The organism is Streptomyces gilvosporeus, assembly GCF_002082195.1.
Lineage (GTDB): Bacteria > Actinomycetota > Actinomycetes > Streptomycetales > Streptomycetaceae > Streptomyces > Streptomyces gilvosporeus.
Map to the genome: position 1 here is coordinate 4,588,717 of NZ_CP020569.1, position 26,164 is coordinate 4,614,880.

General features: G+C 69.2%; 28 protein-coding genes, 1 tRNA gene and 1 pseudogene. 9 read left to right on the plus strand and 21 right to left on the minus strand.

What is annotated here, in order from left to right; translation table 11 throughout:
* Positions 1–164: 164 nt before the first annotated feature.
* Both B1H19_RS20360 and dcd read right to left on the minus strand, forming a co-directional pair.
* Entirely contained in the window at positions 165–662 is a 498-nt protein-coding gene (locus B1H19_RS20360; protein ID WP_083106070.1) for a phosphoribosyltransferase, read from the minus strand.
* A 129-nt stretch (positions 663–791) separates the two neighbouring features.
* A complete protein-coding gene (dcd, locus tag B1H19_RS20365; RefSeq protein WP_083106071.1) occupies positions 792–1,367 on the minus strand; it encodes a dCTP deaminase in 576 nt (191 codons plus the stop codon).
* Between the two features lie 632 nt (positions 1,368–1,999).
* On the opposite strand from dcd, the gene B1H19_RS20370 reads away from it, so the two are divergent.
* A tRNA-Gly gene (locus B1H19_RS20370) sits at positions 2,000–2,073 on the plus strand.
* A 403-nt stretch (positions 2,074–2,476) separates the two neighbouring features.
* Here B1H19_RS20370 and B1H19_RS38005 read toward each other — a convergent pair.
* Together B1H19_RS38005 and B1H19_RS20380 are read right to left on the minus strand one after the other, a co-directional pair.
* The gene (locus tag B1H19_RS38005) at positions 2,477–2,716 is read right to left on the minus strand and encodes a Kelch repeat-containing protein (protein ID WP_159028096.1); all 240 of its coding nucleotides are present in this window, start codon (positions 2,714–2,716) and stop codon (positions 2,477–2,479) included.
* 267 nt (positions 2,717–2,983) lie between these two features.
* The gene (locus tag B1H19_RS20380) at positions 2,984–3,658 is read right to left on the minus strand and encodes a winged helix-turn-helix domain-containing protein (RefSeq protein WP_107426073.1); all 675 of its coding nucleotides are present in this window, start codon (positions 3,656–3,658) and stop codon (positions 2,984–2,986) included.
* A gap of 183 nt (positions 3,659–3,841) precedes the next feature.
* Here B1H19_RS20380 and B1H19_RS20385 point away from each other — a divergent pair, with 183 nt between their 5' ends.
* The gene (locus B1H19_RS20385; protein WP_083106073.1) at positions 3,842–5,047 is read left to right on the plus strand and encodes a cytochrome P450; all 1,206 of its coding nucleotides are present in this window, start codon (positions 3,842–3,844) and stop codon (positions 5,045–5,047) included.
* 15 nt (positions 5,048–5,062) lie between these two features.
* Positions 5,063–5,257: a ferredoxin gene (locus B1H19_RS20390; RefSeq protein ID WP_418361457.1), complete on the plus strand. Its 195-nt coding sequence runs from the start codon at positions 5,063–5,065 to the stop codon at positions 5,255–5,257.
* A 165-nt stretch (positions 5,258–5,422) separates the two neighbouring features.
* Here B1H19_RS20390 and B1H19_RS20395 read toward each other — a convergent pair.
* The 14 genes and pseudogenes from B1H19_RS20395 to B1H19_RS20460 form a co-directional block, all read right to left on the minus strand.
* Positions 5,423–6,223: pseudogene (locus B1H19_RS20395) on the minus strand (tyrosine-type recombinase/integrase); the annotation flags it as partial.
* On the minus strand, positions 6,154–6,747 hold the full coding sequence (locus B1H19_RS20400; RefSeq protein ID WP_237289415.1) for a helix-turn-helix domain-containing protein: 594 nt from the start codon (positions 6,745–6,747) through the stop codon (positions 6,154–6,156). The pseudogene B1H19_RS20395 and the gene B1H19_RS20400, both read right to left, overlap by 70 nt.
* A gap of 489 nt (positions 6,748–7,236) precedes the next feature.
* Positions 7,237–8,580, minus strand: a complete 1,344-nt coding sequence (locus B1H19_RS20405; RefSeq protein ID WP_083106075.1) for an RNA polymerase sigma factor — start codon at positions 8,578–8,580, stop codon at positions 7,237–7,239.
* 44 nt (positions 8,581–8,624) lie between these two features.
* Entirely contained in the window at positions 8,625–8,981 is a 357-nt protein-coding gene (locus B1H19_RS20410; RefSeq protein ID WP_053924777.1) for a YciI family protein, read from the minus strand.
* 828 nt (positions 8,982–9,809) lie between these two features.
* Entirely contained in the window at positions 9,810–10,574 is a 765-nt protein-coding gene (locus B1H19_RS20415; protein WP_159028097.1) for an ABC transporter permease, read from the minus strand.
* Positions 10,568–11,509 (minus strand): ATP-binding cassette domain-containing protein, encoded by a 942-nt coding sequence (locus B1H19_RS20420; protein ID WP_083106076.1) that lies wholly within the window; start codon positions 11,507–11,509, stop codon positions 10,568–10,570. The genes B1H19_RS20415 and B1H19_RS20420 overlap by 7 nt, the downstream gene beginning before the upstream one ends.
* Positions 11,506–12,228 (minus strand): ABC transporter ATP-binding protein, encoded by a 723-nt coding sequence (locus tag B1H19_RS20425; RefSeq protein ID WP_083106077.1) that lies wholly within the window; start codon positions 12,226–12,228, stop codon positions 11,506–11,508. The genes B1H19_RS20420 and B1H19_RS20425 overlap by 4 nt, the downstream gene beginning before the upstream one ends.
* Positions 12,225–13,772, minus strand: coding sequence for a hypothetical protein (locus B1H19_RS20430; RefSeq protein WP_083106078.1), 1,548 nt, complete (start codon positions 13,770–13,772; stop codon positions 12,225–12,227). Before B1H19_RS20430 ends, B1H19_RS20425 begins: the two co-directional genes overlap by 4 nt.
* 163 nt (positions 13,773–13,935) lie before the next feature.
* Positions 13,936–14,262, minus strand: a complete 327-nt coding sequence (locus tag B1H19_RS20435) for a hypothetical protein (protein ID WP_159028098.1) — start codon at positions 14,260–14,262, stop codon at positions 13,936–13,938.
* A 179-nt stretch (positions 14,263–14,441) separates the two neighbouring features.
* A complete protein-coding gene (locus B1H19_RS20440; protein ID WP_083106080.1) occupies positions 14,442–15,089 on the minus strand; it encodes a YIP1 family protein in 648 nt (215 codons plus the stop codon).
* On the minus strand, positions 15,071–15,598 hold the full coding sequence (locus B1H19_RS20445; RefSeq protein WP_083106081.1) for a stage II sporulation protein M: 528 nt from the start codon (positions 15,596–15,598) through the stop codon (positions 15,071–15,073). Before B1H19_RS20445 ends, B1H19_RS20440 begins: the two co-directional genes overlap by 19 nt.
* 109 nt (positions 15,599–15,707) lie before the next feature.
* Positions 15,708–15,992: an uberolysin/carnocyclin family circular bacteriocin gene (locus tag B1H19_RS20450; RefSeq protein WP_083106082.1), complete on the minus strand. Its 285-nt coding sequence runs from the start codon at positions 15,990–15,992 to the stop codon at positions 15,708–15,710.
* Positions 15,993–17,013: 1,021 nt separating this feature from the next.
* On the minus strand, positions 17,014–17,343 hold the full coding sequence (locus B1H19_RS20455) for a hypothetical protein (RefSeq protein WP_237289416.1): 330 nt from the start codon (positions 17,341–17,343) through the stop codon (positions 17,014–17,016).
* A 263-nt stretch (positions 17,344–17,606) separates the two neighbouring features.
* Positions 17,607–18,230, minus strand: coding sequence for a type III effector protein (locus tag B1H19_RS20460; RefSeq protein ID WP_083109763.1), 624 nt, complete (start codon positions 18,228–18,230; stop codon positions 17,607–17,609).
* A 128-nt stretch (positions 18,231–18,358) separates the two neighbouring features.
* Between B1H19_RS20460 and B1H19_RS20465 the strand changes: the two genes are divergently transcribed.
* From B1H19_RS20465 to B1H19_RS20475, 3 genes are all read left to right on the plus strand, one after another.
* Positions 18,359–18,790 (plus strand): Hsp20/alpha crystallin family protein, encoded by a 432-nt coding sequence (locus B1H19_RS20465; RefSeq protein ID WP_083106083.1) that lies wholly within the window; start codon positions 18,359–18,361, stop codon positions 18,788–18,790.
* Between the two features lie 99 nt (positions 18,791–18,889).
* Positions 18,890–19,285, plus strand: a complete 396-nt coding sequence (locus tag B1H19_RS20470) for a DUF2267 domain-containing protein (RefSeq protein ID WP_083106084.1) — start codon at positions 18,890–18,892, stop codon at positions 19,283–19,285.
* 64 nt (positions 19,286–19,349) lie between these two features.
* On the plus strand, positions 19,350–19,793 hold the full coding sequence (locus tag B1H19_RS20475) for a DUF2267 domain-containing protein (protein ID WP_083106085.1): 444 nt from the start codon (positions 19,350–19,352) through the stop codon (positions 19,791–19,793).
* A 366-nt stretch (positions 19,794–20,159) separates the two neighbouring features.
* Here B1H19_RS20475 and B1H19_RS20480 read toward each other — a convergent pair whose 3' ends face one another.
* The 3 genes from B1H19_RS20480 to B1H19_RS20490 all read right to left on the minus strand — a co-directional run bounded on the left by B1H19_RS20480 (position 20,160) and on the right by B1H19_RS20490 (position 23,170).
* Positions 20,160–20,927, minus strand: coding sequence for an alpha/beta hydrolase family protein (locus B1H19_RS20480; RefSeq protein WP_083106086.1), 768 nt, complete (start codon positions 20,925–20,927; stop codon positions 20,160–20,162).
* Between the two features lie 345 nt (positions 20,928–21,272).
* On the minus strand, positions 21,273–22,022 hold the full coding sequence (locus B1H19_RS20485) for a DUF4232 domain-containing protein (protein ID WP_083106087.1): 750 nt from the start codon (positions 22,020–22,022) through the stop codon (positions 21,273–21,275).
* A 149-nt stretch (positions 22,023–22,171) separates the two neighbouring features.
* Positions 22,172–23,170, minus strand: a complete 999-nt coding sequence (locus tag B1H19_RS20490) for a TetR/AcrR family transcriptional regulator C-terminal domain-containing protein (RefSeq protein ID WP_083106088.1) — start codon at positions 23,168–23,170, stop codon at positions 22,172–22,174.
* 327 nt (positions 23,171–23,497) lie between these two features.
* Here B1H19_RS20490 and B1H19_RS20495 point away from each other — a divergent pair, with 327 nt between their 5' ends.
* The 3 genes from B1H19_RS20495 to B1H19_RS20505 all read left to right on the plus strand — a co-directional run bounded on the left by B1H19_RS20495 (position 23,498) and on the right by B1H19_RS20505 (position 26,136).
* Complete coding sequence (locus B1H19_RS20495; protein WP_083106089.1) at positions 23,498–24,607, plus strand: FAD-dependent monooxygenase; 1,110 nt, start codon at positions 23,498–23,500, stop codon at positions 24,605–24,607.
* A gap of 168 nt (positions 24,608–24,775) precedes the next feature.
* Positions 24,776–25,822: a hypothetical protein gene (locus B1H19_RS20500; protein WP_083106090.1), complete on the plus strand. Its 1,047-nt coding sequence runs from the start codon at positions 24,776–24,778 to the stop codon at positions 25,820–25,822.
* Positions 25,804–26,136: an Imm53 family immunity protein gene (locus B1H19_RS20505; RefSeq protein WP_083106091.1), complete on the plus strand. Its 333-nt coding sequence runs from the start codon at positions 25,804–25,806 to the stop codon at positions 26,134–26,136. Before B1H19_RS20500 ends, B1H19_RS20505 begins: the two co-directional genes overlap by 19 nt.
* Positions 26,137–26,164 lie beyond the last annotated feature (28 nt).

Here is a 26,164-nt window from a genome sequence, read left to right on the forward strand (position 1 = left end):
CCTCCGGTCTGCTGTTACCGCCGGTTTTTACTCGGAGGTAGCGAACGGTGGAACACCCGGAACGGAATTGGCCGGAAGATATGCAGACGAGCACGGGGGCGGCCGACCCACCTGTCAACTCACTGACAAACAACAGGCGTCAGCGCACGCGCGCAAGGCGCCTTTCACGCATCGAGAACCTGGTTTTCCCGGCGCACGAACGGCGGCTCGACGCTCCACGGGAAATTGATCCAGTCATCCGTGCGCTTCCACACGTATTCACACTTCACCAGCGAGTGCGACTTCTCGTAGATCACCGCGCTACGGACCTCGGCCACGGTCCCCTGGCAGAAGTCGTGCACCAGCTTCAGCGTCTTACCGGTGTCCGCCACGTCGTCGGCGATCAGGACCTTCTTCTCCGAGAAGTCGATCGCATTCGGCACCGGCGCGAGCATGACCGGCATCTCCAGCGTGGTGCCCACCCCGGTGTAGAACTCCACATTCACCAGGTGGATGTTCTTGCAGTCCAGCGCGTACGCCAGACCGCCCGCGACGAAAACACCGCCGCGCGCGATCGACAGCACGATGTCGGGCTCATACCCGTCGTCCGCGATCGTCTGCGCCAGCTCGCGGATAGCCCCGCCGAACCGCTCGTAGGTCAGGTTCTCCCGTACACCGCTCACGTAAATCTCTCAGACCTTCTGTCGCCCGCGTCCGCCGCTTGCGTCGCCATCCACTGCCGTCATCCGCACGTTTCGCCGTACGGGTCTCCGTACGTCTCCGGTATCCGTACGTCGTCCGTCCGCCGCTGCTCAGACCTGCGAACGGTGAAAATTCTTGAAGGACCGGGACGGCGTCGGACCGCGCTGTCCCTGGTAACGGGAGCCGTACCGCTCACTGCCGTACGGGTGCTCGGCCGGCGAGGTCAGCCGGAACATGCACAGCTGCCCGATCTTCATGCCCGGCCACAGCTTGATCGGCAGCGTGGCCACGTTGCTCAGCTCGAGGGTCACATGCCCGCTGAAGCCGGGGTCGATGAACCCGGCCGTCGAATGCGTCAGCAGCCCCAGCCGCCCCAGGGAGCTCTTGCCTTCGAGCCTGGAGGCAATGTCGTCCGGCAGGCTGATGACCTCGTACGTCGAGGCCAGCACGAACTCACCGGGATGCAGGATGAACGCCTCGTCCCCCTCCGGAACGACCTCCCGGGTCAGATCGGGCTGCTCGACGGCGGGGTCGATATGCGGGTAGCGGTGATTCTCGAACACCCGGAAGTAGCGGTCGAGGCGCACATCGATACTGGACGGCTGCACCATCGACTCGTCATAGGGGTCGATGCACACCCGACCAGCTTTGATCTCGGCCCGGATGTCCTTGTCTGAGAGAAGCACGCAAACGAGGATACGCGCCCGCACCACCCCCACCGCACGGCGAGGGCCCGGCCCCCCTGGGGGACCGGGCCCGTTCCTCTCATCCAGCTCCTGCTACTTCAACAGCTACTCCCCCGGCTCTGCTCGTACCACTCGCCCGGCTCTTCCGGGCGGTCCCGCTCTGCTCCGCTGCCGCCTGCTCCGCCGGCTACCGCTTGGCGTACCCGACGGGCACCGACTGCCGCAGCCGAGCACAGCGCGGGCACCGCAGAAGCCGTCCCGGACCGAGCCGCTCGGTGGTCTGCATGGGGAAAGAAGCGGTGCTGAACACGTGGCCCTCGGCACAACGTACGACGGTGCGCTCCATCAAGTCCCTCTCCCAACTGCGTGGACAACAAAAGCCACATTAGGGGATGAACTGGGCGCCACCACACGCGGCACTCCGAGCCCCAACCGTACGCCCCAACTCCCGCACCCCGCAGCCGCATCCCGCCCCCACGGCCGTGTCCCACACCACTCCGGCCGCACCCTCCGAAGCACTCCCCGAGGCTCCCTCTTGCGCGCTCCCGCGCCCCAGAAACGCCAAATGCACCGACGGGCGGCGATGGGGTAGAGTGTGCGACGATGCTTCGCTCCGAATCCGAGCGAATCACGCGGGTGTAGTTTAATGGTAGAACATGAGCTTCCCAAGCTCAGAGCGCGGGTTCGATTCCCGTCACCCGCTCCATGTGAAAGCCCCAGGTCAGCGGCCTGGGGCTTGTTTGTCGTCTAGACCATTTTCGGTGCATTGCACCACTAGCGCACCACTGGGCGCCCGAAAGAGGCCGCCAGCATCACCCCCGGGCGGGGAATCGGATTTCAACGCCAGCCGAGTCTCATACCTTGAGATCGACTTTGCGTGACCTCAGTCACGTCAACTGCCTTACAGGGAACGGGCCATGAAGGCCCGTGACGGGCGGACATATTCGCTAAACCCGCAGGCCAGAGACGCTTTCCCCTTGCCGAGCTGCCTTTGGCACACCCCGGCCACGGGTAGCACGAAGCCGTCCCGGAGTGGCCAATCCCTGCTGAATTGGCTTCCTGGGCGGCTCGGTTGGTCGGTTCACGGAGGGCGCACCACTCGTGCACCACTAACGGGTGCCGCAGAGGTTGGGTGTGGGCAAGTCGGAGTGGTGTCTGGCCTGCTTGTTCCGGCTCCACCAACGGTTGCGCAGATCGAGGGCGTAGACCTCGCCCCGTACGTGGGCCTGCCCCCGGTCGCGGTCGCAGAGCACGTAGAGGGTCCCTGTAATGAGGGCGCCGCCGACATGGTCGCGGGCTTCGGGCAGCCTCGGCAGGCTCTCCCAGCACTTGCTCCAGGCCGCGCTCATCCACGTCAACACCCTGCTGGTGCAGCAGGTCCTGGCCGAAATGGCATGGGCGAAGAGGCTGACCGACGAGGACCGGCGCGGCCTGGGGCTCGCAGTGCCCCGCCCTGCACCCTGGCGGGCGCCGCCGGCCGATCGAGGGCTCAACGGCTCCGCTCGTAGAGGAGAGGCAGCGTGCCCGCCCGCGGCCTGGCTGACGAGCATGGGGCGTGGACCGGTGGCGATCAGCAGGAACTGGTCAGCCGGCTCCCCGAGTTCGTCTGAGATCCCTCACGCCAGGAGAGCGCGCCAGCGGTCGGCCGACTCCATCATGTCCAGGGTGACCCGCTCCAGGAACGCGCCTGCCCTGGCCATCCGCTGCCCCGCGGGCCGGTCGAGCCCGACCGTCTCCGCCCCCGCGATCGCGGCCTGCGCCGCCTCGAGCGTCTGCCGCGCGCTGATCACGACCGAGTGATACCAGGCGGCGTCGTCGACCACGTAGATGTCGCGACGCCGCTGCGGATCGCGCTCACGCCGGACATAACCCTGCTGGACCAGGAAGTTCACGGCCACGGAGACGGAGGCCGGGCTGACCTTCAGCCTGCGGGTCAGCTCGGCCGCGGTGCGCCTGCCGTCCTCGGACAGCAACAGGTCGACGTGCACGCGCGCCGTCATCCTCGGCATCCCCGACCTGACCGCCAGCTCGATGATCTCCCCTGCCACCGCGCCGCCTGGCGGTCCGGCCGCGCGCGGGGGTGCCGGTGTGCCGCGCCGCGCCCGCTGGGACGTCGCCTGGTGCGCCTGCTGGGGCCGATAGCTGCTGGGACCACCATTGCGTCCGACCTCCCGGCTGATCGTCGAGGTCGGCCGGTCGAGCCGCCTGGCGATCTCAGCGTAGGAGAGCCCGCCGGCGAGGCCGGCCGCGATGCGCTGGCGGTCCTGCTGGGTCAACCGTCCTCCTGGCATGCCACCAGTATTGCCTTCGCCGCCATCCATTGCAACGCAGCATTGCATTCGAGCCCAGCGCCATTGCATCAATTTCCCGGACTTCACATGGGGAAATGCCTTTACGTCGATTGACGTCATTCTGAATGCAACATAGCTTTCGAGCATCGCAAAACACGTCATATCGCGAGATGAGGAACCGTCATGGGTGATCCCCTCCACACCGTCACGACGCTGCCGACGGCGCGTCAGCCCGGCTGCCCTTTCGACCCGCCGGCAGAACTAATCGACACCCGCCGGCACGGCCCCATCAGCCGCTACACCTTCCCCGGCGGAAAACCCGGCTGGCTGATCACCGGATACGACCTGGTCCGCTCGGTCCTGGCCGACTCGCGGTTCAGCTCACGCAAGGAGCTCATGCTCCATCCGACCATCGACTACGGCGACATCGAGGTCCCTCCGGCGCCGCCCGGCGAGTTCCTCCACATGGACGATCCCCAGCACAGGCGCTATCGCAAGCCGCTGATGGGCAAGTTCACGGTACGGCGGATGCGACTGCTCACCGAGCGCGTCGAGCAGATCACCGCCGACCACCTGGACGCCATGGAGCAGGCGGGGCCGCCGACGGACCTGGTGACCGCGTTCGCCAAGCCCATCCCCGCCATCATGATCTGTGAGCTGCTGGGGGTGCCGTACCAGGACCGGGGCTCCTTCCAAGAGCAGGTCGGCTCGTTCATGAACGGGGAGACGAGCGACGAGGACCTGATAGCGGCCTACACCGCGACCCAGGAGTACCTCGCGGAGCTGGTGGCCGCCAAGCGTGCGAACCCCACCGACGACGTGCTCAGCGACCTCACCGACAGCGATCTGACCGACGAGGAGCTGAAGGGGATCAGCCTGCTTCTGCTCGCGGCGGGGCTCGACACCACCGCGAACATGCTGGCACTGGGCACCTTCGCGCTGCTGCAGAACCCGGAGCAACTGGCCGCGCTGCGCGCCGATCCCGCGCTCGCCGACCGGGCCGTGGAGGAGCTGCTGCGGTATCTGAGCGTCGCCAAGACGTTCATGAGGACGGCGCTGGAAGACGTCGAACTCGGCGGCCAGACCGTCAAGGCCGGCTCGCCGGTGATCCTGTCGTACAACACCGCCAACCGTGACCCTGAGCGCTTCGCCGATCCGCACGCGCTCGACCTTCACAGACAGGACGGCGGGCACCTGGCCTTCGGCCACGGCATCCACCAGTGCCTGGGCCAGCAGCTGGCCCGCGTCGAGATGCGCGTCGCGTTCCCCGCCCTGGTCAACCGCTTTCCCACGCTGCGCCTTGCCGTACCGGCTGGAGAGGTCGCCCTGCGCCCGGAGATCGCGGACATCTACGGGGTGAAGAGCCTCCCCGTCACCTGGGATGCATGACCAATGAGGATCACCGTGGACGCTGAGCGCTGCGTCGGCTCCGGAATGTGCGTGTTGACCGTTGGCGAGGTGTTCGACCAGCGTCAGGGCGACGGCAAGGCGATCGTTCTGCGACCCGAGCCGCCTGTTGAAACACGGGACGCGGTTCGCGAGGCCGTCGACCTGTGCCCTGCCGCGGCGATCTTCCTGTCGACCGACCGCCGACACTAGGGTGAGTTAAAGAGGCTTTCGCCAGAGGGCGGCACTAAGCGATCCGCGGCTGATTCCCTCCCGCTCCGCTCCTCTAGACCTACACGCCTCCAGCGGTCGGACCGGACATCACCACACATCCAATCGCCATGCCCACCAACTCGGCGGACCCATGTGGTCACAGCACTAGCCGGCCCGCGTTCCCTTCTTCCGCGCCGTGTCCCGTGCCTTCTGGCGCGCGTCGCGGACCTTCGCGTCGATGCCGTCGGCGACCTCCTGCTGACGGTCGTCGTCGGAGTGCTGGTAGATCAGCGCGGCCTTCGCCGTGGACTGGCCGGCGCGGACCATCGTGTCCTTGAGCGTGGCGCCGGACTGGGTCGACAGCGTGTGGCCGGTATGGCGCAGGTCGTAGAAGCGGAAGTCGTCGGGCAGGCCGACCTTGGCACGCGCTTTACGCCACTTGCGGCCGAAGGTGGAGCGGCGGAAGGGTGCGCCCCGTTCCCCGACGAACAGCAGCCCGTCCTCGTCCTTTTCGGCGAACCATTCGAGGTGCCGCTTCACCTCCATAGAGAGGAAGGCCGGGAGATAGAGGGTGCGCTTGCCCGCAGCGGACTTGGGGTCGCCGACAACACGTCGGCCGGTGGTCAGCTCGGGCGCGGCCTCCGTGATGCGGGCGGCCAGGGGCTCCAGGCTGATGTCGCGACGGCGGAGCGGGGCCTGCTCCTCCGGCCGCATCGGCCCGTACGCGCCGAAGTAGACCATCAGGCGCCAGCGCGGTCCCATCGCGTCGGCGAGGGCGTCGACCTGCTCGACGGTGGCGGTGGGGCGCTCGTCGGGGTCTTCCTTGCCTGCGCCCGGGATGCGGCAGGGGTTGCGGCGGATCAGCTCGTCGTCTACCGCGGTCTGCATGATCGCCTTCAGCAGGCGGTAGGACTTGGCAACCGTGGTGCCACCGGTGGCCGTGAGACGTTCGGTGCGCCAGGTGCGTTACGGCGGGCGGACGGGTCACGCAGCTCCAGCAGCCGCAGCAGATGGTCGGCGAGCGCGCGGTGCCGGGGCGGGCCGTACAGCACCCGGTAGTGGACCAGGTCCGGGTGCTGGGCCACCGCCGTCTCGATCGCCGCCAGATACGCCTTCTCCCGGCTCCGGCTGCCGGTGACGACCAGCTGCTCACGTGCCCCGGCTGCGACGTCGACCATCGCCTCGACCAGGTCGGTCCAGCGGGTGAGCACCTGGACGACCACCGCCGTGCCGGAGGTCTCCAGCACGCTGGTGGCTTCTCCGTCCTGGTGGGCGAACAGCACCTCCGGGCGCTCCCGGTACAGCTGGCACAGTCCAGCCCGGTTCTTCGCCCCAGTCCGGCGCCGCCCGGTCTCCCACGCGCTGAGCAGACTCGCGTCGGTCGCGCCGCCGGTGATCTGGTTCAGGGAATCGGCGGCCTCCTCCAGCGTGAGATTTCGTGCTGTACGGGCACGTCTCAGCGCCGACTCTCCGCTTGTCAGCCCGGCCACGGTCATCCTCCCGCCTGGTGATCCGTGGTCGGTTCTGCGCATATGGATTCCACCGCACGTTCCCCCTTCATCGGCGTCCCTCGTACTCATCCCCGCGTACGGCGGCGCGCATCCCACACCAGCGGGAGGCACGGTTACTTCGCCAGTGGGTACGCATCTACCTCTCCGCACCACTGCCGCACCAGTAGAGGCGGTCAGCCACGGACAACCGGGGGCACGGACGACGGTCCCAACAGGCCGCGCATGACAGCCCTACGGGCCACCTACCTGCGGCGACGCACCCAGAGCCCCTATGATTCCCAAGCTCAGAGCGCGGGTTCGATTCCCGTCACCCGCTCCATAATTGGGGCCCAGGTCAGCGACCTGGGCCCTTTCTACTGTCTAGACCTCTCGCCGGCAGTCGTGCCCTCTGTGTGCCCCCTCTCGCGGAAATGTCCTCGCCAGAGGGGCTTTGGCGTGCCCCTCCTCGATGGGACCGGCGGGCACATGTTACGAATGCGGGGAGTCCGGCGGACCGCCCGGAAACCGGCACTCCTCCGCCCGGGCCAGCAGCAGTCCGCGCTCGCGCACGTTGCGGGCCAGGGAGGCGGCCCGCTCGAACTCCGTGCGAGCCTCCTCCGTACGGCCGAGCCGCCGAAGCAGATCGCCGCGGACGCTCGGGAGCAAGTGGTAGTCGCGCAGGACGGGTTCGGCGGCGAGTGTGTCGACGATGCCCAGGGCGGAGGCAGGGCCGTCGACCATGGAGACGGCGACCGCGCGGTTCAACTCCACGACAGGAGAAGGGCTTTGGACAGCTAGGAGGCCGTAGAGGGTGGCGATACGGCGCCAGTCGGTCTCCTCGTAGGTGTACGCGAGCGCGTGGCAGGCGGCGATGGCCGCCTGGAGGACGTACGGCCCCGGGGCGCCCGATGGGGGTCCCCCCTGCTCGAGCGAAGCCGAGAGCTTGGGGGAGGCGGCGTCGGCTCGGGCGAGGGCTGTGATGCCGCGGGCGATGAGCATGCGGTTCCAGCGGCGGCGGTTCTGGTCCTCCAGGAGGACGGGCTCGCCGTTCGGGCCGGTGCGGGCGGCAGTGCGGGATGCCTGGAACTCCAGCAGCGAGGTCAGTCCGTGCACCTCCGGTTCCTTCGGCATCAGGCCGGACAGTAGCCGGGCCAGCCGCAGCGCGTCCTCGCACAGACCGGGGCGCAGCCAGTCGTCGCCTGCGGTGGCCGCATACCCCTCGTTGAAGATCAGGTAGATGACGTCCAGGACGGAGCCGAGGCGGGCCTCGCGGTCGGGGCCGTACGGCACCTCGAAGGCAACGTTCCTCGTGGCCAGGGTGCGCTTGGCACGGACGATGCGCTGGGCGATCGTCCGCTCCGGGGTGAGAAACGCGCGGGCGATCTCGGCGGTCGTCAGGCCGCCGAGCAGGCGCAGGGTGAGGGCGGTGCGGGCCTCGGCGGACAGCACCGGGTGGCAGGCGGTGAAGACCAGGCGGAGCAGGTCGTCGTCGATGTCGCCCGGGTCGGCCGGTTCCTGTGCCGGTGCCGTCGTCTCCAGGCTGCGGCCGATCTCCTGGAGCTTGCGGGCGTAGTTCTCCCGGCGCCGGACCAGGTCGACGGCGCGGCGCCTGGCGACCGCCGTCAGCCAGGCACCCGGGTTGTCCGGCACCCCCTCCCGCGGCCACCGTTCCAGCGCCGCGACCAGCGCGTCCTGCGCGAGTTCCTCGGCGATACCGACGTCGCGAACGATGCGGGTGACGGCGGCGATGAGACGGGGGAACTCCAGGCGGAAGACGGTTTCGATGGCCGTGGTGGCAGACGTGCCGGGGGCGGGGGTGGGCTGTGGTTCCACAGCCCACCATCGAACACCCCCGGCGGCCGAACGCCAAGGAACGCTCAGCCCTCGGCGATCTCCCGCACCTCACAGGTCACTGTCCAGAACTCCTCGTGGGTCTTGAGGAACCGCTTGGTCCACTCGATCGCCTCGGCCTTGTCCTTGCACTGCATGATCGCGTACCCGCCGACAACCTCCTTCGATTCCGTGAACGGCCCGTCGGTGACCGAGATCTTCCCGCCCTCCCAGTGCACCCGCGTCCCCTGCGCGGTCGGCGTCAGGCCCGCGGTGTCCAGCATCACTCCGGCCTTGGTGATCTCCTCGATCAGCTCCCCCATCCGCTGCATCAGCTCCGGGCTGGGGCCCTCGGCGGGGGCGGTCTTCTCGTCGATCTTCACGAGGGAGAGGTAACGCGGCATGGTGACTCCTTCGGTGGAGGCGGGGCCGTTCCCCGCCGCTCACCCATTGCGTCGAACGGGAGCCGGACGGATCGACATGCGCGCCGGATTTCTTCGAAGATTTTTTCCGCGAGACCGCCCGATCAGCGTTTATGCAGGTCAGGCCAGCGAGGCCCACAGATTCTTCGTCGTCGCCTGATCTCAAGGGCCCTCGTCGACGGCACCTGGTCCCGCATCGTGAGGAGGTTGCAGGTCAAGACGGACGCGGCCAGGCATATCGAGTGGGAGGTGCCCGTCGACTCGACGATCCGCCTGGCCCGGCAGCACACCGCCGGAAGCACCCCCTTCGCCCAAGCAATCCGCGTTCCGTCGGCAGCAGAGCACGTGTTCCGCAGCGAGACGCCCCCTGCGGGAACACTCCCGTTCCGGGCCCAAGTGCACGCCCATGCCAGTGTCGTGCCAGACAGAGGGGTAAACAGCGGTCAACAGGGCGAGAGATCCAACCGGGCGGACCCACCTCAGCTTCAACGTTCTCCCTGGTCAGGAAGGCATTAGGCACCCGAAAGCCCCCTGATTCCCAAGCTCAGAGCGCGGGTTCGATTCCCGTCACCCGCTCCACGCTTAAGCCCCAGGTCAGCGACCTGGGGCTTGTTCGTTATCCAGGCCATTTTCAGGCCGCGCACCACTCGCGTGCCATAACGCACTCTCCAACGCACCGAGTTGGCGACCGCAAGCCCTTCGTCCGAGGCGGGGGCGAGTGCGGTTGCAGTCCTAGCCGCCCACCACCGGGAAGTGCAGTACCGTCTGCGCCTCATCTGCTATCGCAGACCCGCCGAAAGAGATGTCATCTCAGGTGACTCTGGTCGTGCGGATCAGATACCAGATGCCTCCGGACAGGAACACTGCACACCACGCGGTGACGGAGAGGGCTGCCGGCGCCCAGTGAGCGTCGGAGGCGAGCCGTGTGAGGGCTGAGCCCGGCAGCCATGCGGACACGGCCCAGCCTTGAGCTGCCGCGAAGGCGGTCAGGACGGACTCGCCCACCAGGGTCCACACGAACAGGACACTGAGCGCGGCCCCGGCGCTGCGCAGCAGAAGCCCCGCGGCGGCACCGTAGACCGTTGCGGCGACCAGCGCCGCCAGCACCCGCAGGGCCACGGACACACTGCCGAGCCATGCCTGGCCGGAGGCCCAGGTCGAGGTGTCCAGGTGGCGAAGGCAGGCCGCTGCCCACGCCGTCGCGCCGGTGACCAGGCAGGTGGTCACGGCCACCAGGACCGCCAGTACCACCTGCCCGGCCACCTTTCCCAGAAGCAGCTGGGACCGGTTGGGGAGGCGGATGAGCAGGTTGCGCCATGTGCCGTATCGGTACTCGTTGGTGAACGAGGTCGCCGCGACAGCCATGAGGACGAGGCAGACGATCGAGGTGACCATCTGCAGGGGTTTCAGTGGCCCGCTGGTTCCTGTTGTCGGGGAGCTGGTGAGAGTGACCATGGCGGCTGCCGCGATCGCGGACACTGCGCCCGTACCAGCGAGGAGGGGAATCAGTACGCGGGGGCGTAGAGCCTTGATGCGTTCACTGCGATATGCGCGCAGGAGGGCGTCGTTCAGCACTGCGGCTCCTGACCGAGGACGGAGAAGAAGGCTTCTTCGAGCGTGGGGCGTCGCACCGTGAGGTGGGCCAGGGTGATGCCGTGGGCGGTCGCGGTGCGGTTCAGTTCGCCCGCGTGCTCCGCCGCAGTGTCGACCAGCAGGCGGCCCTCGTGCTGCCGGACGCCGTAGCCTGCCTCTTGCAAGGTGCTTGCCAGGGCGGCGAGTTGGTCCGGCGACTCGGGCGCTGCTTCGACGTACGAATGCTGGGAAGCGGCCAGCGCGTCTCGGTCTCCTTGGAACAGGGTGGTGCCCTGGTGCAGGAAGACGAAGTGGTCGCAGGTGGCGTCGAGTTCGTTGAGCTGGTGGCTGGAGATCAGCACGGTTGTGCCGGCGGACGTCAGGCCGCGCAGGAGCTCGCGTAGTTGTGCGGTGCCGACCGGGTCGAGGCCGTTGGTGGGCTCGTCCAGGATCAGCAGGCGCGGTTCGGTCAGGAGGGCCGCGGCGATGCCGAGTCGCTGCCGCATACCGAGCGAGTAGGTGGCCACCAGGCGGTCGGCATGCTGCTGCATACCGGTGAGGCTCAGGGCGCGGTGGATGCGGTCGTCGCCGAGCCCCGCGAGTTCGGCCAGGACGCGGAGGTTCGTACGACCGGTGAGCCGAGGGTAGAGGGCGGGGTGCTCGATGAGGGCGCCCACCTCGGGAAGGTATCGGGCGGGGTGGTCGAAAGGGGAACCGAGGATGGTGCCCGTGCCTGCTTCGGGCTGGTCCAGGCCCAGCAGGAGCCGCATCGTGGTGGTCTTGCCCGAGCCGTTGGGGCCGATCAGAGCTGTGAGCGACCCGGTGGGCACAGTGAGATCGAGGTGGTGCAGCCCAGCGCCGCCGGGATAGGTACGTTGCAGGCCCGCGACGTGCACGGCGGATCCGGCCGTCGGGTCTGGCGTGGTGGTCTGCGTCATGGGGCGGGCTCCGCGGTGGTGGGCTCCGGGCGGGTGAGGGCGCCGGTGGCGCCCAGGCGTCGAAGGGCGGCAGTGACGGTCTCGTCCGCCAGGCGCACGTCGTGCACGAGGCGGCCGTGCTGGAGGACGAGGAGGCGGTCGGCAAGGTCGTCCGCCCAGGCGAGGTCATGGGTGCACAGGACGACGGTCCGTTTCTGGGCGTGCCAGTCCCGTACCGTTTCCCGCAGCGTGGTGACGGCCGTGGCGTCGAGTGCGTTGGCCGGCTCGTCCATGAGGACGAGAGCCGGGTCGTGGACGGTGGCCGTGACGAGGCCGAGCTGCTTGCGCATGCCCAGGGAAAGCTCTCGGACCAGAGCGTCGTGGCGATCTGCCAGCACCGTGTGTGCCAACCGTTCCAGGGCGGTCGCCACGTCGGTTCCGTGCAGCCGGCAGACGAAGGCCAGCTGCTCGCGGACCGTGAGGTAGTCGTACAGGGGTGGCTCGGCCTGGACGAAACCACGGACGGTCCGCGCGGCCAGGTCGGTGGCGGTGTGGCCGGCGACGCGTACCCGGCCGGTGCCGGGTTCGGCCAGGCCGGCCAGCAGCCGCAGCAGGGTCGTCTTGCCGGAGCCGTTGCGGCCCACCAGGCAGACGAATTCGCCTTCGGCGACGGTGAACCGCGCCTCGTGCAGGGCGGTGTGGTCGCCGAAGCGTACGGTGACGGATTCGACGTCGATCACGGTGTTGCCTTCCTGAAGTGCAGGTCACGACGAGCCAGGACACCCAGCCCCAGGCCCAGGACGAGGAGGGCGGCAAGGTGGGCGCCGGTGTCGATGGCGAGTGCGGTGCCGCCTCGTGCCCCGGTCGCGCTGCGGAGCCAGGGGCCGAGCGCGGTCGGGGAGGCCAGCAGCGCGGCGAGCACGCCTTCGACCGTCTCAGCGACGCCGGAACGGCTCGTCCGCTCGTCGTCGAACCTCTCCGGGAGCGGTACAAGGAACGCCGTGGCCACGACTGCGCAGCTTCCGGCGAGCAGTGCGACCGGCAGGGCCAGGAACGTACTGGGAACCATCGGTCCACCGCCGGCGAGCAGCAGCCCGAGATAGCCCGGTACCACGGGCAGAGCGGCGACGGTGGCGCAGGCCGCGACCTTGCCGGCAAGGATGCGGCCGAAGGGGACGGGTGCCTGGCGCAGCATCTCGAGGGACCTGTGCTCGGCCTCCACGCCCGCGACCTGGGCGACGACGCCGGAGATGGCGAGGTACATCGCGACCGCCGCCGCGGTGCCCCACGTATCGGCGGGTAGCTGCCACGGGAGCTGAGTGCCGTAGCGGAGCCGCACACCGCAGCCGAGAGCCGCCAGCCCGAGGCCGAGCGCACACACGCGGTACAGGGGACCGGTCACAGCCGTGGGACGGCGCCGCGCCGACAGCAGGTCCTTGACGACGACAGCGGTGATCAGTCCCGCGGCGTGGAGAGGGCGCGAAGCAGTCCGGTCGGCTGTGGCCCCTTGGGCCGCCGGGCCGCACGGGTGCAGTGCGCTGTGCCGCTCGGCGCGCCGCAGCAGTACGCAGGCCAGCACGCCCAGCACCGCCACGGAGACGGCCCACACCGCCCCTGTCCAGCTCAGGTTCCCGGGCAGGAAAAGGTCGTCCCACCACTCGGGACGGAGGTCCGAGGCGGTGCGCCGGAAGGAGGCGGACACCGCCTCCGGCTCAAGCGTGGCGGAGGGAATGACGCCCGCCACGAGGGGCGAGACGAGATAGCCGACGGTGAACGCCGCCGCCATCATCCAGGCAGCTGTGCGGCCCACCGAGTGCACAACGCGGGACCGGGCCAAAGCAGCCGTGGCGCAGATGCGCAGCAGGGCCGCCGTCAGCGCCGTACCCGCCGCTGTCACCAGGACGGCCGGCAGCACACGCGCACCGGCCTCGGATGCCGACAGCCACGGCACCGCGATCAGAACCGCCGCGGTGAACACACCCATGGAACCTACGAGTTGGGGCAGCCACAGGCGGGCCAGGAAGAGCGCCCGTGGCGGGACACCCCAGGCCATCAGCAGGCTGCGGTCCGGTGGCTCCAGCAGCAGCCGCGTCTGGGAAGGCCGCGCCGCAAGCAGGTTCACCATCACGACCAACGCGACCACGGGCCAGCAAGCCCCAGCCACCGTGGACGCACCAGAGCCGGTCACCGGAAAGACCCGCCCCACGGCGGTACTGATCGCCCACAGCAGCGCGGCGACGAACAGCAGACCACCTACCCCGACGACCAGCACGAAGGTCCGCAAGGGGGCCGAAAGATCACGGTATTTTGGAAGCCGGTTGCGCCGGCGCCGCAGATCTCCCTCCAGCACGGCCAGACCTGCCCGCCACACATACCGCCGGACGGGCGAGGCCCGCCTGCGCGGTGCCTGAACTCCTGGCTGACTCTGCATCCCCTACCCCAGTCGCTCAGGCAGGCCGGCGCCACAGCAACGCCACGGCGCTTGCCACCACCACGCAACCGATGAACGCAAGCGCCACGACGTCCAGCCCCTCCGCCGCAGGAAACCGCCAACCTGCGACGCCCAGAGGTACACATATCAACGCGGAGACACCGAACAGCAGCCACGTACCGAACGACGCCAGCCCCACCAGCACCGCGAGCACGACCAACAGCACCGCGATCGCGAACCAGCCCCAGTTCAGCAGGTCCTGCGTACGCAGCACCCCGGCACGAGCGTGATCGGCGATCTGCGGAGCCTGCTCGATCGCGGTCTTCGTGGCATCCCGCGTCATGCGGTACCACGCACCGCGTACCACGGCTAGCACTGCGGCTGCTGCGCACAGGCCACCCGTAACGGCCATCGCGGAGCGCGGGTTCCGCTGGCGAGACGCCGACATGGAATTCCTTTCGTGGAGGGGATCTGGTGGGCAGTGTCGCGCGCGGCCGTGCCGCGGCGTGGGCTGTCGGGCGATCAGGTTCGGGTGATCAGGCAGACCACCGCGTAGAAGGCCGTGGGGACCATGGCGCAGACCACGCTCCGCGGCCACGACAACCGCGCGGAGTGCCGCACGGCAAGCACGCAAGCGGCGGCCAGTACCGCCAGCGCCGGATCCACTCCGCCAAGCACGGCGACGATGTGATCGGTGGCTGGCAGGGAGAACAGCGCTGAACCCAGCGCCAGCACAAGGAGCTTGCCAAGGAGGAAGCCCGAAACCGCGAGCCCGGCGAATGTCCGGTCGTCTGCAAAGGACCCACGGCTGCCGGCCAGTCGACACGCGACGGCGCCGACCGCTCCCGCAATCAGCACGATGAACAGTACGCCGAGGGCGTTGAGTACCGAACCGAAGAGCCATGCCGCAGCGACTCCGGCCTTGACCGCTCCCGCATCAGCGTCCGGGACCCGGTGCACCACGCCGTCGCGGTACTGACCGAGCAGTGTGAGGTTGGCCAACGGGATCGCCAACATGAGCAGCAGGATGAGGAGCCGGTACGTCCGGCGCGGAGTGGTCCACGTCCGGTTGGACTCCGCTGCCGCCTCTCCTTGCGGGGTCATGCCCGAGAAGGCACCGCCTTGCAGACCGGCCTCTGTCAGTTCGGAGTTCACCTCGTACTCACCCATGTTTCCACGCAATCGGCCACGACGAGCATGGCCATCGACAGCCCGAGCAGGGCTGCCGCATCGACAAGACTTTGACTGATCTGCACCTTTCGGCCGGCAAGCAGGGCGCGAGCCAAGGCCAGCGCGGGAACCAGCCCTGCGGCGACGGCCACGCCGAACGCGGGCAGTTCCAGCACCGCGTGCGGCAGCACGGTCCGAGCGAACGGCCCGGCCCCCAGGGCGTAGGCGTGCGCGATGAACAGACCACTGCTGAGCCCGGCGAAGAGCGACACCAGTACCGCGCCGAGTCCGAACGTGGCGACTCCGCTGAATGCCATTGCGGCAATCCCGCAATTGTTCGCCAGAATTTCAGTGAACAAATCTACGCTTGGCTGCTTGGGCTCAACATGGACGGTCTGCGACATTCCGTCAGCGAAGAGAATTCCGCACAGCAGACAGCCCAGCCACAGCACTTGACCACAGACAAGCGTCAGGCGTTGGCGTCGCGCGATCGAAGCGATAAAGGCCATACGGCCCTCTCTCAAATTTCTCGGATACGCAGCTGAGGATTCCCGGGCGCGTGGCTCCAGCGAGGCCCCGGAGCCCGGGGCCTCGCTGGAGTTCACCTATTCACCGAGATCAGGCGACGGCAGCGGTACGGCCGGCCCGCGCGATCGCCTTCTTCAGGATCCAGAGGCCAATGCCGCCGGCAGCGGTCACACCGCCGAACATAGCCAGCGCGGAGGCAATGTCCGTCCCGGCCATAATGGCATCAAACGCCTTGTTCGCAGCGGCGGTCGAGAGACCGAAGTAGCTGGTCAGCGCGTCGGGGGCGGACAGCGCCAGGGTGAACGGCGCGGCGAGACCGACGACGGCGGCGCCGGCCGCGGCCAGACGCTTCTTGGACGTGGCAACAACAGACATGTATTCTCCACTAACTGCTCTGATGAGTGGTTCGGCTGCACGGCAGCCGCGGGGTGCGTCAGTCTTGGTAGGGCGGCGCACCCCATTTTCATGCCGTCAAGAGATGACATCAGGCGGGAATACGAAATCACCTGCGGAAACATCCGCAGGGAATCGACAGGAACTCGGCAGTACCGCGGTCAACGGCACTTTCCCTGAACTTCCCCCGTTTCTCACCCCCGTGACGACCGGGCTATGTAATCATTTTGCCAATCAATCGTCAACTTTCGTCCACGGTGCCCGAAACCGGACCTGCCGACCACCCTCTGAAGCCGGGAGCACTTTTCCACGAAGGCCCATCCCTGATGACCTCATTCCCCTTGATCGCGACGCGAAGGTATCCGTTGCCTGCGCAAGCATCGCCGCAGGCCGCGAGCAGTCGTAGCCGTCCAGGGCAACCCACCGCTTGCGACAGCAATCGCGCCTGTCGCCCCGTTCGTCCGAGCACCCGCCGACGCGCTCTCGGGTGCTGCAGAGCCTGGTCAACGAGCAAAACCGCCCATCGTGCCAGTGTCGTGCCAGACGGAGCGGTAAACAGGGGTCAACAAGGGTTGGGGATTCGACCGCTCGCACCACCCCAGTAGCGGCGTTTTCGCTGGTCAGGCAGGGACAGGGAACCCGGAGGCCCTCTGATTCCCAAGCTCGGAGCGCGGGTTCGATTCCCGTCACCCGCTCCATACGGAAGCCCCAGGTCAGCGGCCTGGGGCTTGTTCGTTGTCTCGACCCTTTTTGAGCCGCGTGCCCTTCGCGTGCCATAAGGGACCGAGTAACGCACCGAGTTGACCGCCACAAGCCGCTCCCGGCCAACCTGATCGGCCGTCATCTCGAATCGCGAGATCAACCTCCTGCGGCCTGCGTCACGCGCCATTGGGCGGATTGCAACGATGCACCCGCAAACTCTCCTGGCGTTGCCGCGTCCGACGCGGACGACGAAGGCCGGGCCGACCGCTTGTCGACCCGGCCGCCGATTGTCGACTCCGGCCTACGCCGGGACAGGCTCTCCCGGAATTCCGCGCAGGACCGTACCCGCGGCTGGCGAGGCTTCGGCTACCTGCCTCAGCGCTTCGCCCTTGAGGTACCGGTAACTCTGCGGTGGATGGAACGCCCCAGCGGCACGCAGGGCGCTGAGCGGCACCGGCTCGTCGAAGGGCCGGGGTGCTTCAAGGGTGCGCCCGCTGGCCTGGGTGGCGCCGCTCATGTACTGGTCGAACTCCCTGCGGCTGATGCCGGTTTGGGCCCGGTGGGCGCACCACACCTCCCGAGGGGAGCCGACGCTGACCGCCGCGATGCGCGCCAGGCCCACCAAGGCCATCGTGGGGGCGATGGGGCTACTACCACCCGGCCTGTCACAGCGGGAAGGTGGTCTGGGCCGAGGTGGGGGACCCAGCAGGCGCGCCCCAGGGACCTCCCGATCCACCACTGCCCTCTCGGAAATGAACCAGTACGTCCAGGCACTGCTTGGTGAGGGAGCAGGCCGGGTGGGCCCGCAGGCCGGCCGCGTTGGTCTCCAGGTCTCCTTTCGTTTGCCCGGGGGCGGACGTTGACCGGGTTGCTGTTGCGGTGCGCCGGGCGGGGTCAGGGAGGTGTGAGGGTGTCGAGCCGGGCGGTGAGGTCCGGGTGGGAGGCGGCCAGGTGCGGGCGGGCAGCGGTCAGGGGGGCGATGAGGTCGGCGGGATCGTCGTGGGCGAGGGCCGCATGGAGCTCGCTGATCGGGTGGCGGGCGGCGGGGGGAAGGTCGGTGAGTGCGGCGATCTGGCCGGCGAGGCGGCGCAGGTCGGCCGCGTTGCGGCGGGCCCAAGCGGCGGTGCTGCGGTCGGCGGCCCGGGCCTGACGGGTGGCCTGGACACGCTGCTCGCCGGTGGTCCCGGCCGGGCCGGGACGGCCGCGCAGGTAGCGGCGTTCGGCGGCCTGGCGGCTGGCGACGCCGAGGGGGTGGGCCAGGTCGGCCCAGCTGGCGCCCGCGTCGCGGGCCGTTTCGATCAGGCCGGTCTCCCATCCGGCGAGCTGCTCGCGCACCTGCCGCAGCAGCAACAAGGAGGCCAGGGCCTGTTCCGGACCGGGGGCGGGGGCGTTCGGGGTCTTGTGCTGAGCTTCGCGCAGGGCGGCGTCTATGGCGTTGAGAGCCGCCGCGGCGGCAAGGAACGACACCGGGCTGTCGGCGTCGGTGCGGGACAGATGCGGCTGGTCGGCCGGAGTCACGAACACCTCCCTCGGGTTGTCATCAGGCTGACGACATCATGTTTGTCATCCATTGGATGACATGTTACAACAGTGTCAGTGAGGCGCATTGGCAGTAACTGCCTGAACCTGCTGGAGGTGTTTTCACGATGTTGATGCGCACTGACCCCTTCCGTGAGCTGGACCGACTGGCACAGACGCTGATGGGCCCGGGTACCTGGTCGAGGCCGTCGGCGATGGCGATGGACGCCTACCGCGAGGGTGACGAGTACGTGGTGGCCTTCGACCTTCCCGGCGTCAGCGCGGACGCGATCGACATCGACGTCGAACGGAACATGCTCACCGTCAAGGCCGAACGGCGGCCGGTGGCGAAGGCCGACGATGTGCAGATGGAGCTGTCCGAGCGGCCGCTGGGCGTCTTCTCCCGCCAGATCGCGCTCGCCGACACCCTCGACACCGAGCACATCCAGGCCGACTACGATGCGGGCGTGCTCACCCTGCGCATCCCCATCGCCGAGCGCGCCAAGCCCCGCAAGATCTCCATCGGCGTCGGATCCGGACGCAAGGAGATCTCCGGCTGACACCGGCCGGACGGGTGCGGAGGGCACCTGATCTCCCCCTCACCCCGCCCTCCGCACCCCGTGGCAGTCCGTAGGACAAGAAAAGGGGTGGCGGCTGAGATGACTCTGCGACGCGAGGCGTTCCTCGACCACGTGAAGGAACGCGGCGAGTACGGCACTGTGGAGGAAGCCGAGCGCGCGGCTCGCGTGGTGCTGGCCCTGCTCGGCGCGCACCTGGTCGGCGAAGTCCGCGCCCAGCTCGCGGCACGCCTGCCGGAGGACTACGCCCTGATCCTCCTCAACCCGCTCCAGAGCGCCGAACCGCTGTCGCCGGAGCGGTTCGTGCGGGCGACCGCAGCCTGGATCGAGGGCGCCACCGAGCAGACCGCGACCTGGGACGTCAGCGCCGTACTGTCCACGGTCGCCGACACAGCCGGCGACGACCTGCTGGGGGAGATCCTGCTCCAGCTCCCCGCTGGCTACGACCTCCTCTTCGGTCACCCCCAGCCCATCTGACCACTCACTCGGTGCCGCACACCGGCACCACCCCACCTTGGTTCCACGAAAGGCATGCACTGCAGTGATCACCGACGTGCGCGCACCGCTTGAGCACCAGCAGCCATACGGGACGGCGTATGAGCAGATGCTGGAGAAAGTCCGCTACGAAGGCGCCTACCCCACCCGCGAGAAAGCTGACAAAGCCGTCCGCCTCGTCCTGGCGGGGCTGGGACGCCAGCTGACCGGCGACGAACGCGTCGACCTGGCCGCCCGGCTGCCCCTGGAGGCCGCACGCGTCCTGACCGCGCAGATCCCCGACACGCAGCCGCTGACCGGCTGGGCCTTCGTCAAGGACCTCGCCGCCCGCACCGGCGCCTCCCTCGCCACCACCCGCTGGGACACCGGCTCCGTCTTCTCCGCCGTCGCCGCCTGTGCCGGCCCCGACCTCCTGACCCGCATCCTGCACCAGCTCCCCTCCGGCTACGCGCTGCTGTTCGGCCGCGCCGAACTCACCCCCGCCGCGTAAACGGGCACCCGGCACCCGGGCGGCAACAGGGCCCCGCCCAGACCCCCTCCGGCCGGGCCCGTAAAGGCGGAAGTCCCCGATCCGCCGCGATCGGCGGCGAACTCGCGATCGGGGCCTTCCGCCCTGTCGCTCACTGCGCCCAATCGGTGTGGCCTTGTTCGTTGTCCAAGCCACTATGGGGCCGCGCGTCATCCGCGTGCCACAAGACACCCAGTAATGCACCGAGTTGGACGCCCGCAACACCCCGCCATGCGAACCGATCCACCGTCATTTCGCCTCGCGAGGCAGGATCTTCGTGGCCTACGCCTGGCTCGGAGCCGCGGCTGCGGCGCCCGGCTGACGAGCCGGACGCCACAACCACGCGCGTCAGGCCGCCGTGGTGGCCGCTCCGCCGAGGTGCCGGGCGAAGAACCGGACCGCGCTGTCGGCCTCGAACCGGGGCAGTTCCTTGTGCTTGCCCGAGTTCACATGCAGCGACTTCTCCTTCGAGGCGAAGGCGTCGAACAGCGCGAGACCCTCCTCGCGAGAGATGTGCTCGTCGTCCCACTGCAGGTCGAACTCGATCGGGATGGTGATCCGCTTCGCCTTCTCGGCCAGGACATCGGGCCAGTGCTGACCGAAGACCGCGGCCGTGATCCGGGGTTCGACCGCCACCAGCGGTATGCCGATCGCGGTGCCCATGTTGATGCCCCAGTAGCCGACCGGCCCCTCGGTGCCGATCTCCGGAAGCTCCTGGAGGGCGTCCAGGAGCGCCAGGTACTCGGGCACCGCGCGCTCCGCCAGGTGGTCGTTGTAGCGGACGACGATCGGGCCTTCCGGCTCGCCCGCCGCCCGCGCCCGGAACAGTTCGGCGATCTCCGCCTCGTCGTGCGCCGTGCGCGGCCGGTCGCCGTGACCGGGCGCGTCGACGACTGCCACGTGGAAGCCGCAGCCCGCCACGAGCAGCCGGGCACGGCCGGACATCGCCGGGTGCTTCTTGTGGTTGCCGCCGCCGTGGCCCATCAGGACCAGGGGCGTGCGATCGGTGGCGCCGGAGGCCGGCGACCAGAGGACGCCGGGGACGTCGCCCACGGTGAAGTCGCGCTCGACCATGCCGTTCGACGACGACTCGGCGGTGAACTTAAGAGAGGACATAGGTGTTGCCTTTCGGGAGTGCCTTGTTGTCGAGGCGCTCCCGGCGATACCTACATCAATCGCCGGCCGTGACGGGAAGGGGGAGCACCCACGTCGATACAGCGTTCATGGGTCTCACCTCCTCGGGGTGTCACGGGCGACTGGAAGCTATCAGATTGATCATCAGCCCGACCAGACCTTTTCCCTGACGCACGATCACAGCCCCGGACCGGCCCGGACTCCCATGCCAGCGACTCTGCGGCTGCCGAGTCCACCGAAGGGTGGCGAATCCGCGGATGAGACGGCCGAACTGGCCACTGCGTCACCGCTCTTGCCCTTACAGCGTGTCGCAGAACGCTTTGGTGGTCAGCCGATGGGGTTGACGAAGGTGGCCGGGTGGGTGGCGCTGCGCTGGTCGACGAGCGTGCCCCAGGGCCACTCGATGGTGATCGACTTGGTCTCGTTGGGCGGGGTGATGTCCGCCCAGGCGGGCTGGTAGAAGCCCTTGTCTTCCTTGGTCAGGGCGACGTTGATCGTGAAGTCGGTGCTGTCCCCGGGTCCGAGCGTGATCGAGCCGTGCTTGGCCGACGAGCGGACCAGCGACCAGCGCTCGCCGCCGTTCACGGACTTGAGGTCCACACCCGGGAATCCGCCGATCTTGCACGCGCGGCTGCCCTTGTTGGTCAGCACGACACTGGTGGTCGTCGCCCCGCCCGCGTTCGGGTCCGGGGCCGCATCGCCGCCCGTGGCGAAGGCGGCCTTCAGGCCGGCGGTGTGACAGCGCTCCACACCCGAGCCCGCGCCACCGGCGCCGGCGGCGTGCCCGCCGGCCGACTGCCTGCCCGACCGCTTGCCCGCGGTGTCCGCGTTGGCGTCGACCTTGGCGCCGGAGCCCGCCTGGGCGTCGGCGCCCTGCGCTCCGGCGGAGGCGCCCGCACCGCCGGCCTCCGCGGCCCCGGCCGTGTCCGTACGGCCCGCGGGCTTGGAGGCGGCGGTGTCCGAGCCGGAGCACGCGGTCAGGGACAGCGCGGCGGCCGCGGTCAGAGCCGCGGCGGCAACCCGCAGGGCGCGGCGACGGGCGGTACGGGAAGTACGGGCAGTGGTGTTGGCGCTCATTTCGGGTCCCCCAGGTCGGTCGGTGTCACTGTTTCCTCGGTACGACACCCACTCTGGTCGAGCCCGCTAGCGCGGGACTGCCGCGCCGCTAACGTCCGGCAAACGCGGGCGTGAGCAGGGACGTCTCATGGAGCGCCCGCACGCCGGAGCTACCCGCTCGCCGTCGGGTTCTGCCCGTGGAGCCTTGGCCGGGGGCGGGGCGGTCCGCCCTCGACGATGGCGGCCATGCCGTCGAGCAGGGGCTCCAGGCCGAACGCGAACAATTCGTCGAGGCGCAGGTCGTAGCCGTTCTGGAAGGCCCCGACCACCTTGGTGAACACCGGGTAGCGGGCCGAGGTGACGATCGCCTGCACGGCGTGGGCCTGACGGTCCATCCACTGTTCCTCCGTCAGGCCGGTGGCGGCTTCCGCCTGAGCCTCCTGTTCCAGGTTGACGGCGAGGCCCTGGATGTAGCTGTAGAGGAGGATGTGCAGGTCGAGCATGGTCTTCGGGTCCAGGCCATGGCCGTCCAGCGCGCCGAGCGCCCATTCGGCGTGGACCATCAGGTTGGGCAGCAGCAAGGGGCGGGTGAGCGGGCTGAGCTGCGCCAGCCACGGGTGCCTGCGGAAGACCGCCCACAGGGTGTGCGCGCCGAGTTCCAGACGGGCCCGCCAGTCGGCGGGGGTCTTGGCAGGGTAGGCCCCCTCCCCGAAGGCGGCATCGGCCATCAGCAGCACCAGGTCGTCCTTGCCGGTGACGTACCGGTAGGGGGACATGGCCGCCACGCCCAGCCGGGCGGCGACACCGCGCATGGTCAGTGCGGCCAGCCCCTCGGCATCCGCGATCTCGATGGCGGCCCGGACGATCCGGTCACGGGTCAGCTCGTGATCGGGGAGGGCGGTGCCGCGGTCGGCGGGGGCGCGTCGCTTCGGCGGTACGGGGGCGGGGGCCGCGGCCACGACGGTGCCGGCGCGGGGGCGGGCCTCCACGAGCCCCTCGCGGCCCAGGGTGGTCAGCGCCTTGGTCGCGGTGGCGAGTGCGACGCCCCATTCCCTGGAGATCTGACGGGTGGAGGGAACCCGGTCACCCGGGGCGAGTTCGCCCTCCGTGATGCGCCTCCGGATCTCGGCGGCGATGCGCAGGTAGGGCGGGTCTGTTTCCACGGCCATGGCCTGGTTCTTTCCGATGTTCGTTCTCGGGTCGTTCTCGGGTCGATCTCGGGTCGTTCTCGGAACTTTCTCCGGTGGCGCTCAGATCGTCCCCGGGTCTTTTCTCAAGTCCTTTCTCACGTCCCTTCTCACGTCTTTTCGTGGGCCCTCATGCTGCCTGCACGCACTGTACTAGTGCAGAAGCTAGCAGCAGCAACACCATCGGCAGCGCCCTCTGAGCTAGTACAGGCCATCCCTGTAAGGCAACCTGACGGCATCCGGCAGCAGTTGGCAGGACTGCGCGTACGGCGTACATTCAGCCGCGTACATCGTACGAAGGGGGTTCCCATGCAGACCGTACTCATCTCCGGCGGCGGCATCGCCGGATCCGCGCTTGCCCACCTGCTGAGCCGCCGCGGCTTCGCGCCCACCGTCGTCGAGCGCGCGCCCGGCCTGCGTCGGGGCGGCCAGGCCGTGGACATCCGCGGTGTCGCGCTCGACGTCGTCGCCCGGATGGGGCTGCTGGAGCAGGCGCAGCAGGTCCGTACCCGGATGCGGGGGATGTCGCTGCTCGACGCCGACGGCAACGAGTTCGAGCGGTCCACCGAGGCGACCTACAGCAGCGGTCGGCTGGACGGCGACGACATCGAGTTGCTGCGCGAGGACCTGGTGGAGCTGCTGTACGAACGCACCCGCGACGATGCGGAGTACGTCTTCGGGGACGGCATCACTGCGCTCGAACAGGATGAGCGCGAGGCACGGGTGCACTTCGCGCACGCGGCTCCCCGCGCCTTCGACCTGGTGGTGGGAGCCGACGGCCTGCATTCCACCGTGCGGCGGCTGGTCTTCGGGGCGGAGGAGGACTTCACCCATCACCTGGGCAGCTACGTATCGGTCTTCAGCGCGGACAACTTCCTCGGTCTGGACAACTGGCAGGTCTGGCTCAGGGACGGTGAAGCCGGTTTCGGCATCATGCCCGTACGCGACAACACCGAGCTGAGGATCGCCTTCGGCTTCCAGTCCGAGCCGCTCGACGGCGACCACCGCGACACCGAGTGGCTCCGGGGGACCGTCGCCGAGCGGCTCGCGTCCCTGCGCTGGGAGGCGACGAGACTGACCAAGGCGGCACAGGAGGCACCCGACTTCTTCTGCGAGGCGGTGGCCCAGATCCGGATGGCACGCTGGTCGCACGGCCGGACCGTGCTGCTCGGGGACGCCGGATACTGCGCGTCCCCGCTGTCCGGCCAGGGGACCAGCCTGGCCCTGGTCGGCGCCCACGTACTGGCCGACGCCCTCGGCCGGGCCGACGGCGACCACCGCGCGGCATTCGCCCGTCACGAGGACCGCATGCGGCCCTTCGTCACCCTCAACCAGGGGCTGGCGACGGAGAATCCCGGCGGCCCCGCCTCCGAGGAATCCGTCACCCGGGCCAAGAACGCCATCGCGCTCGACGACTGATCCGGGCAGCCGCGAACGCCCGCGGCCCGCCGCGTTCGTCCGCAGCTGCGGCGAACAGGGCGTCGCCTTCGTGCCGGTCCGGACCTGTCGTCCCCTCCCCCATACGGCGGAGGCGGATCGTCGGCGCGGCCGAGGCGGGCGGCGGGCGGTGCCGGGAGGCTCGTCACCATGACCTTTCCGACCAGCCCGACCCGCCACCACGCGGCCGCCCCGACTCGCGCCCCGCGACGGCGCATCGGCGCCACGCTCCGGGCGATCACCCTCGCCGCCTGCATCCCCTACCTCTCCCTCAAGATCGCCTGGATAGCGGGCAGCCGCATCGGCATCCCCGAGGGCAGCGCGCTCCGCAAGGACGGCGGCTTCCTGGTGGCGATCAACGCGCTCACCCTGCTGATGGACGGCGCGGTGATCGTGCTGTCGTTTCTGCTCACCCGGCCCTGGGGACGGAAGGTCCCGGCCTGGCTGCTGGCGGTGCCGATGTGGTGCGCGTCGGGGCTGCTGGCGCCGATCGTCGTGGGATTCTCCGTCCAGATGCTGGGCGCCGCCGCGCACGGCCACAATGCGGTGACCGACGACGGCTCCGATGCGCTCCTCGCTCCCTGGGTGTGGAGCGTCGTCTACGGCGGCTTCATCGTGCAGGCCCTGACGCTGGTCACCCTCTTCGTGCGGTACGCCAGGGAGCGCTGGCGGCATCTGTGGCGTGGCCGTACCGGGGAGCTGCCGCCCTCGCCGACCGGGTCCGCGCGCCGGTTGACCGCGGGTACGGCGAGCGCGCTGATCCTGTTCGCGGGCGCGATGCATCTGGTGTGGGCGGCCGGCGGAACCATCGGACTGACCCCTGCGCGGATCGCCGCGCAGGACTTCAACTCCCGTGTGAACGACGCCGCGTACGTCCTGTTCGCCGTGCTCGCCGTCACCGGAATCCTGCTTCTCGGCTACGGCCGCGGGCGCCGGCTCCCGGTGCTGGTGCCGCTGGCCGCCGCCTGGACCGGCGCCGGCGCACTGGCCGGCTGGGGCGGCTGGCTGACGCTGGTCACGCTGGGCGTGGCCCCCGGTGACCCCAAGCTGCCCGCGCCGCTGATGAGCCTGACCTACTCTGTCCAGATGATCGCCGGATTGATGGTGGCCGTCGCCGGGGCCCACTTCTTCGCCGAACGCGCGGCCGAGGCGCGGCACCGGGACGAGCGTGAGACGCCATGCCCGGCGACCCTTTGAGCTTTCTCACCGCCTGGTACACCGACCAGTGCGACGGTGACTGGGAGCATGCGTACGGCATCCGCATCGAGACGCTGGACAATCCCGGCTGGTCGGTCGAGCTCGATCTCGAGGAGACCGCACTCCACGGAGCCACCCTCGACCGCACCGAGACCGCCGAATCCGCCGAATCCGCCGAGCGGGATTCCTGGATCCAGGCGTGGTCGGACGGCTCGGTCTTCCACCTCCGCTGCGGCCCCGCCGACCTCGGTGCCGCGGTGGAGCGGTTCCGGGACTTCGCGGCCCTGCACGGCCGGGAGGGACGGCCCTCCTGACCGTGCCGGGCCGCGACGCGACGGGGTC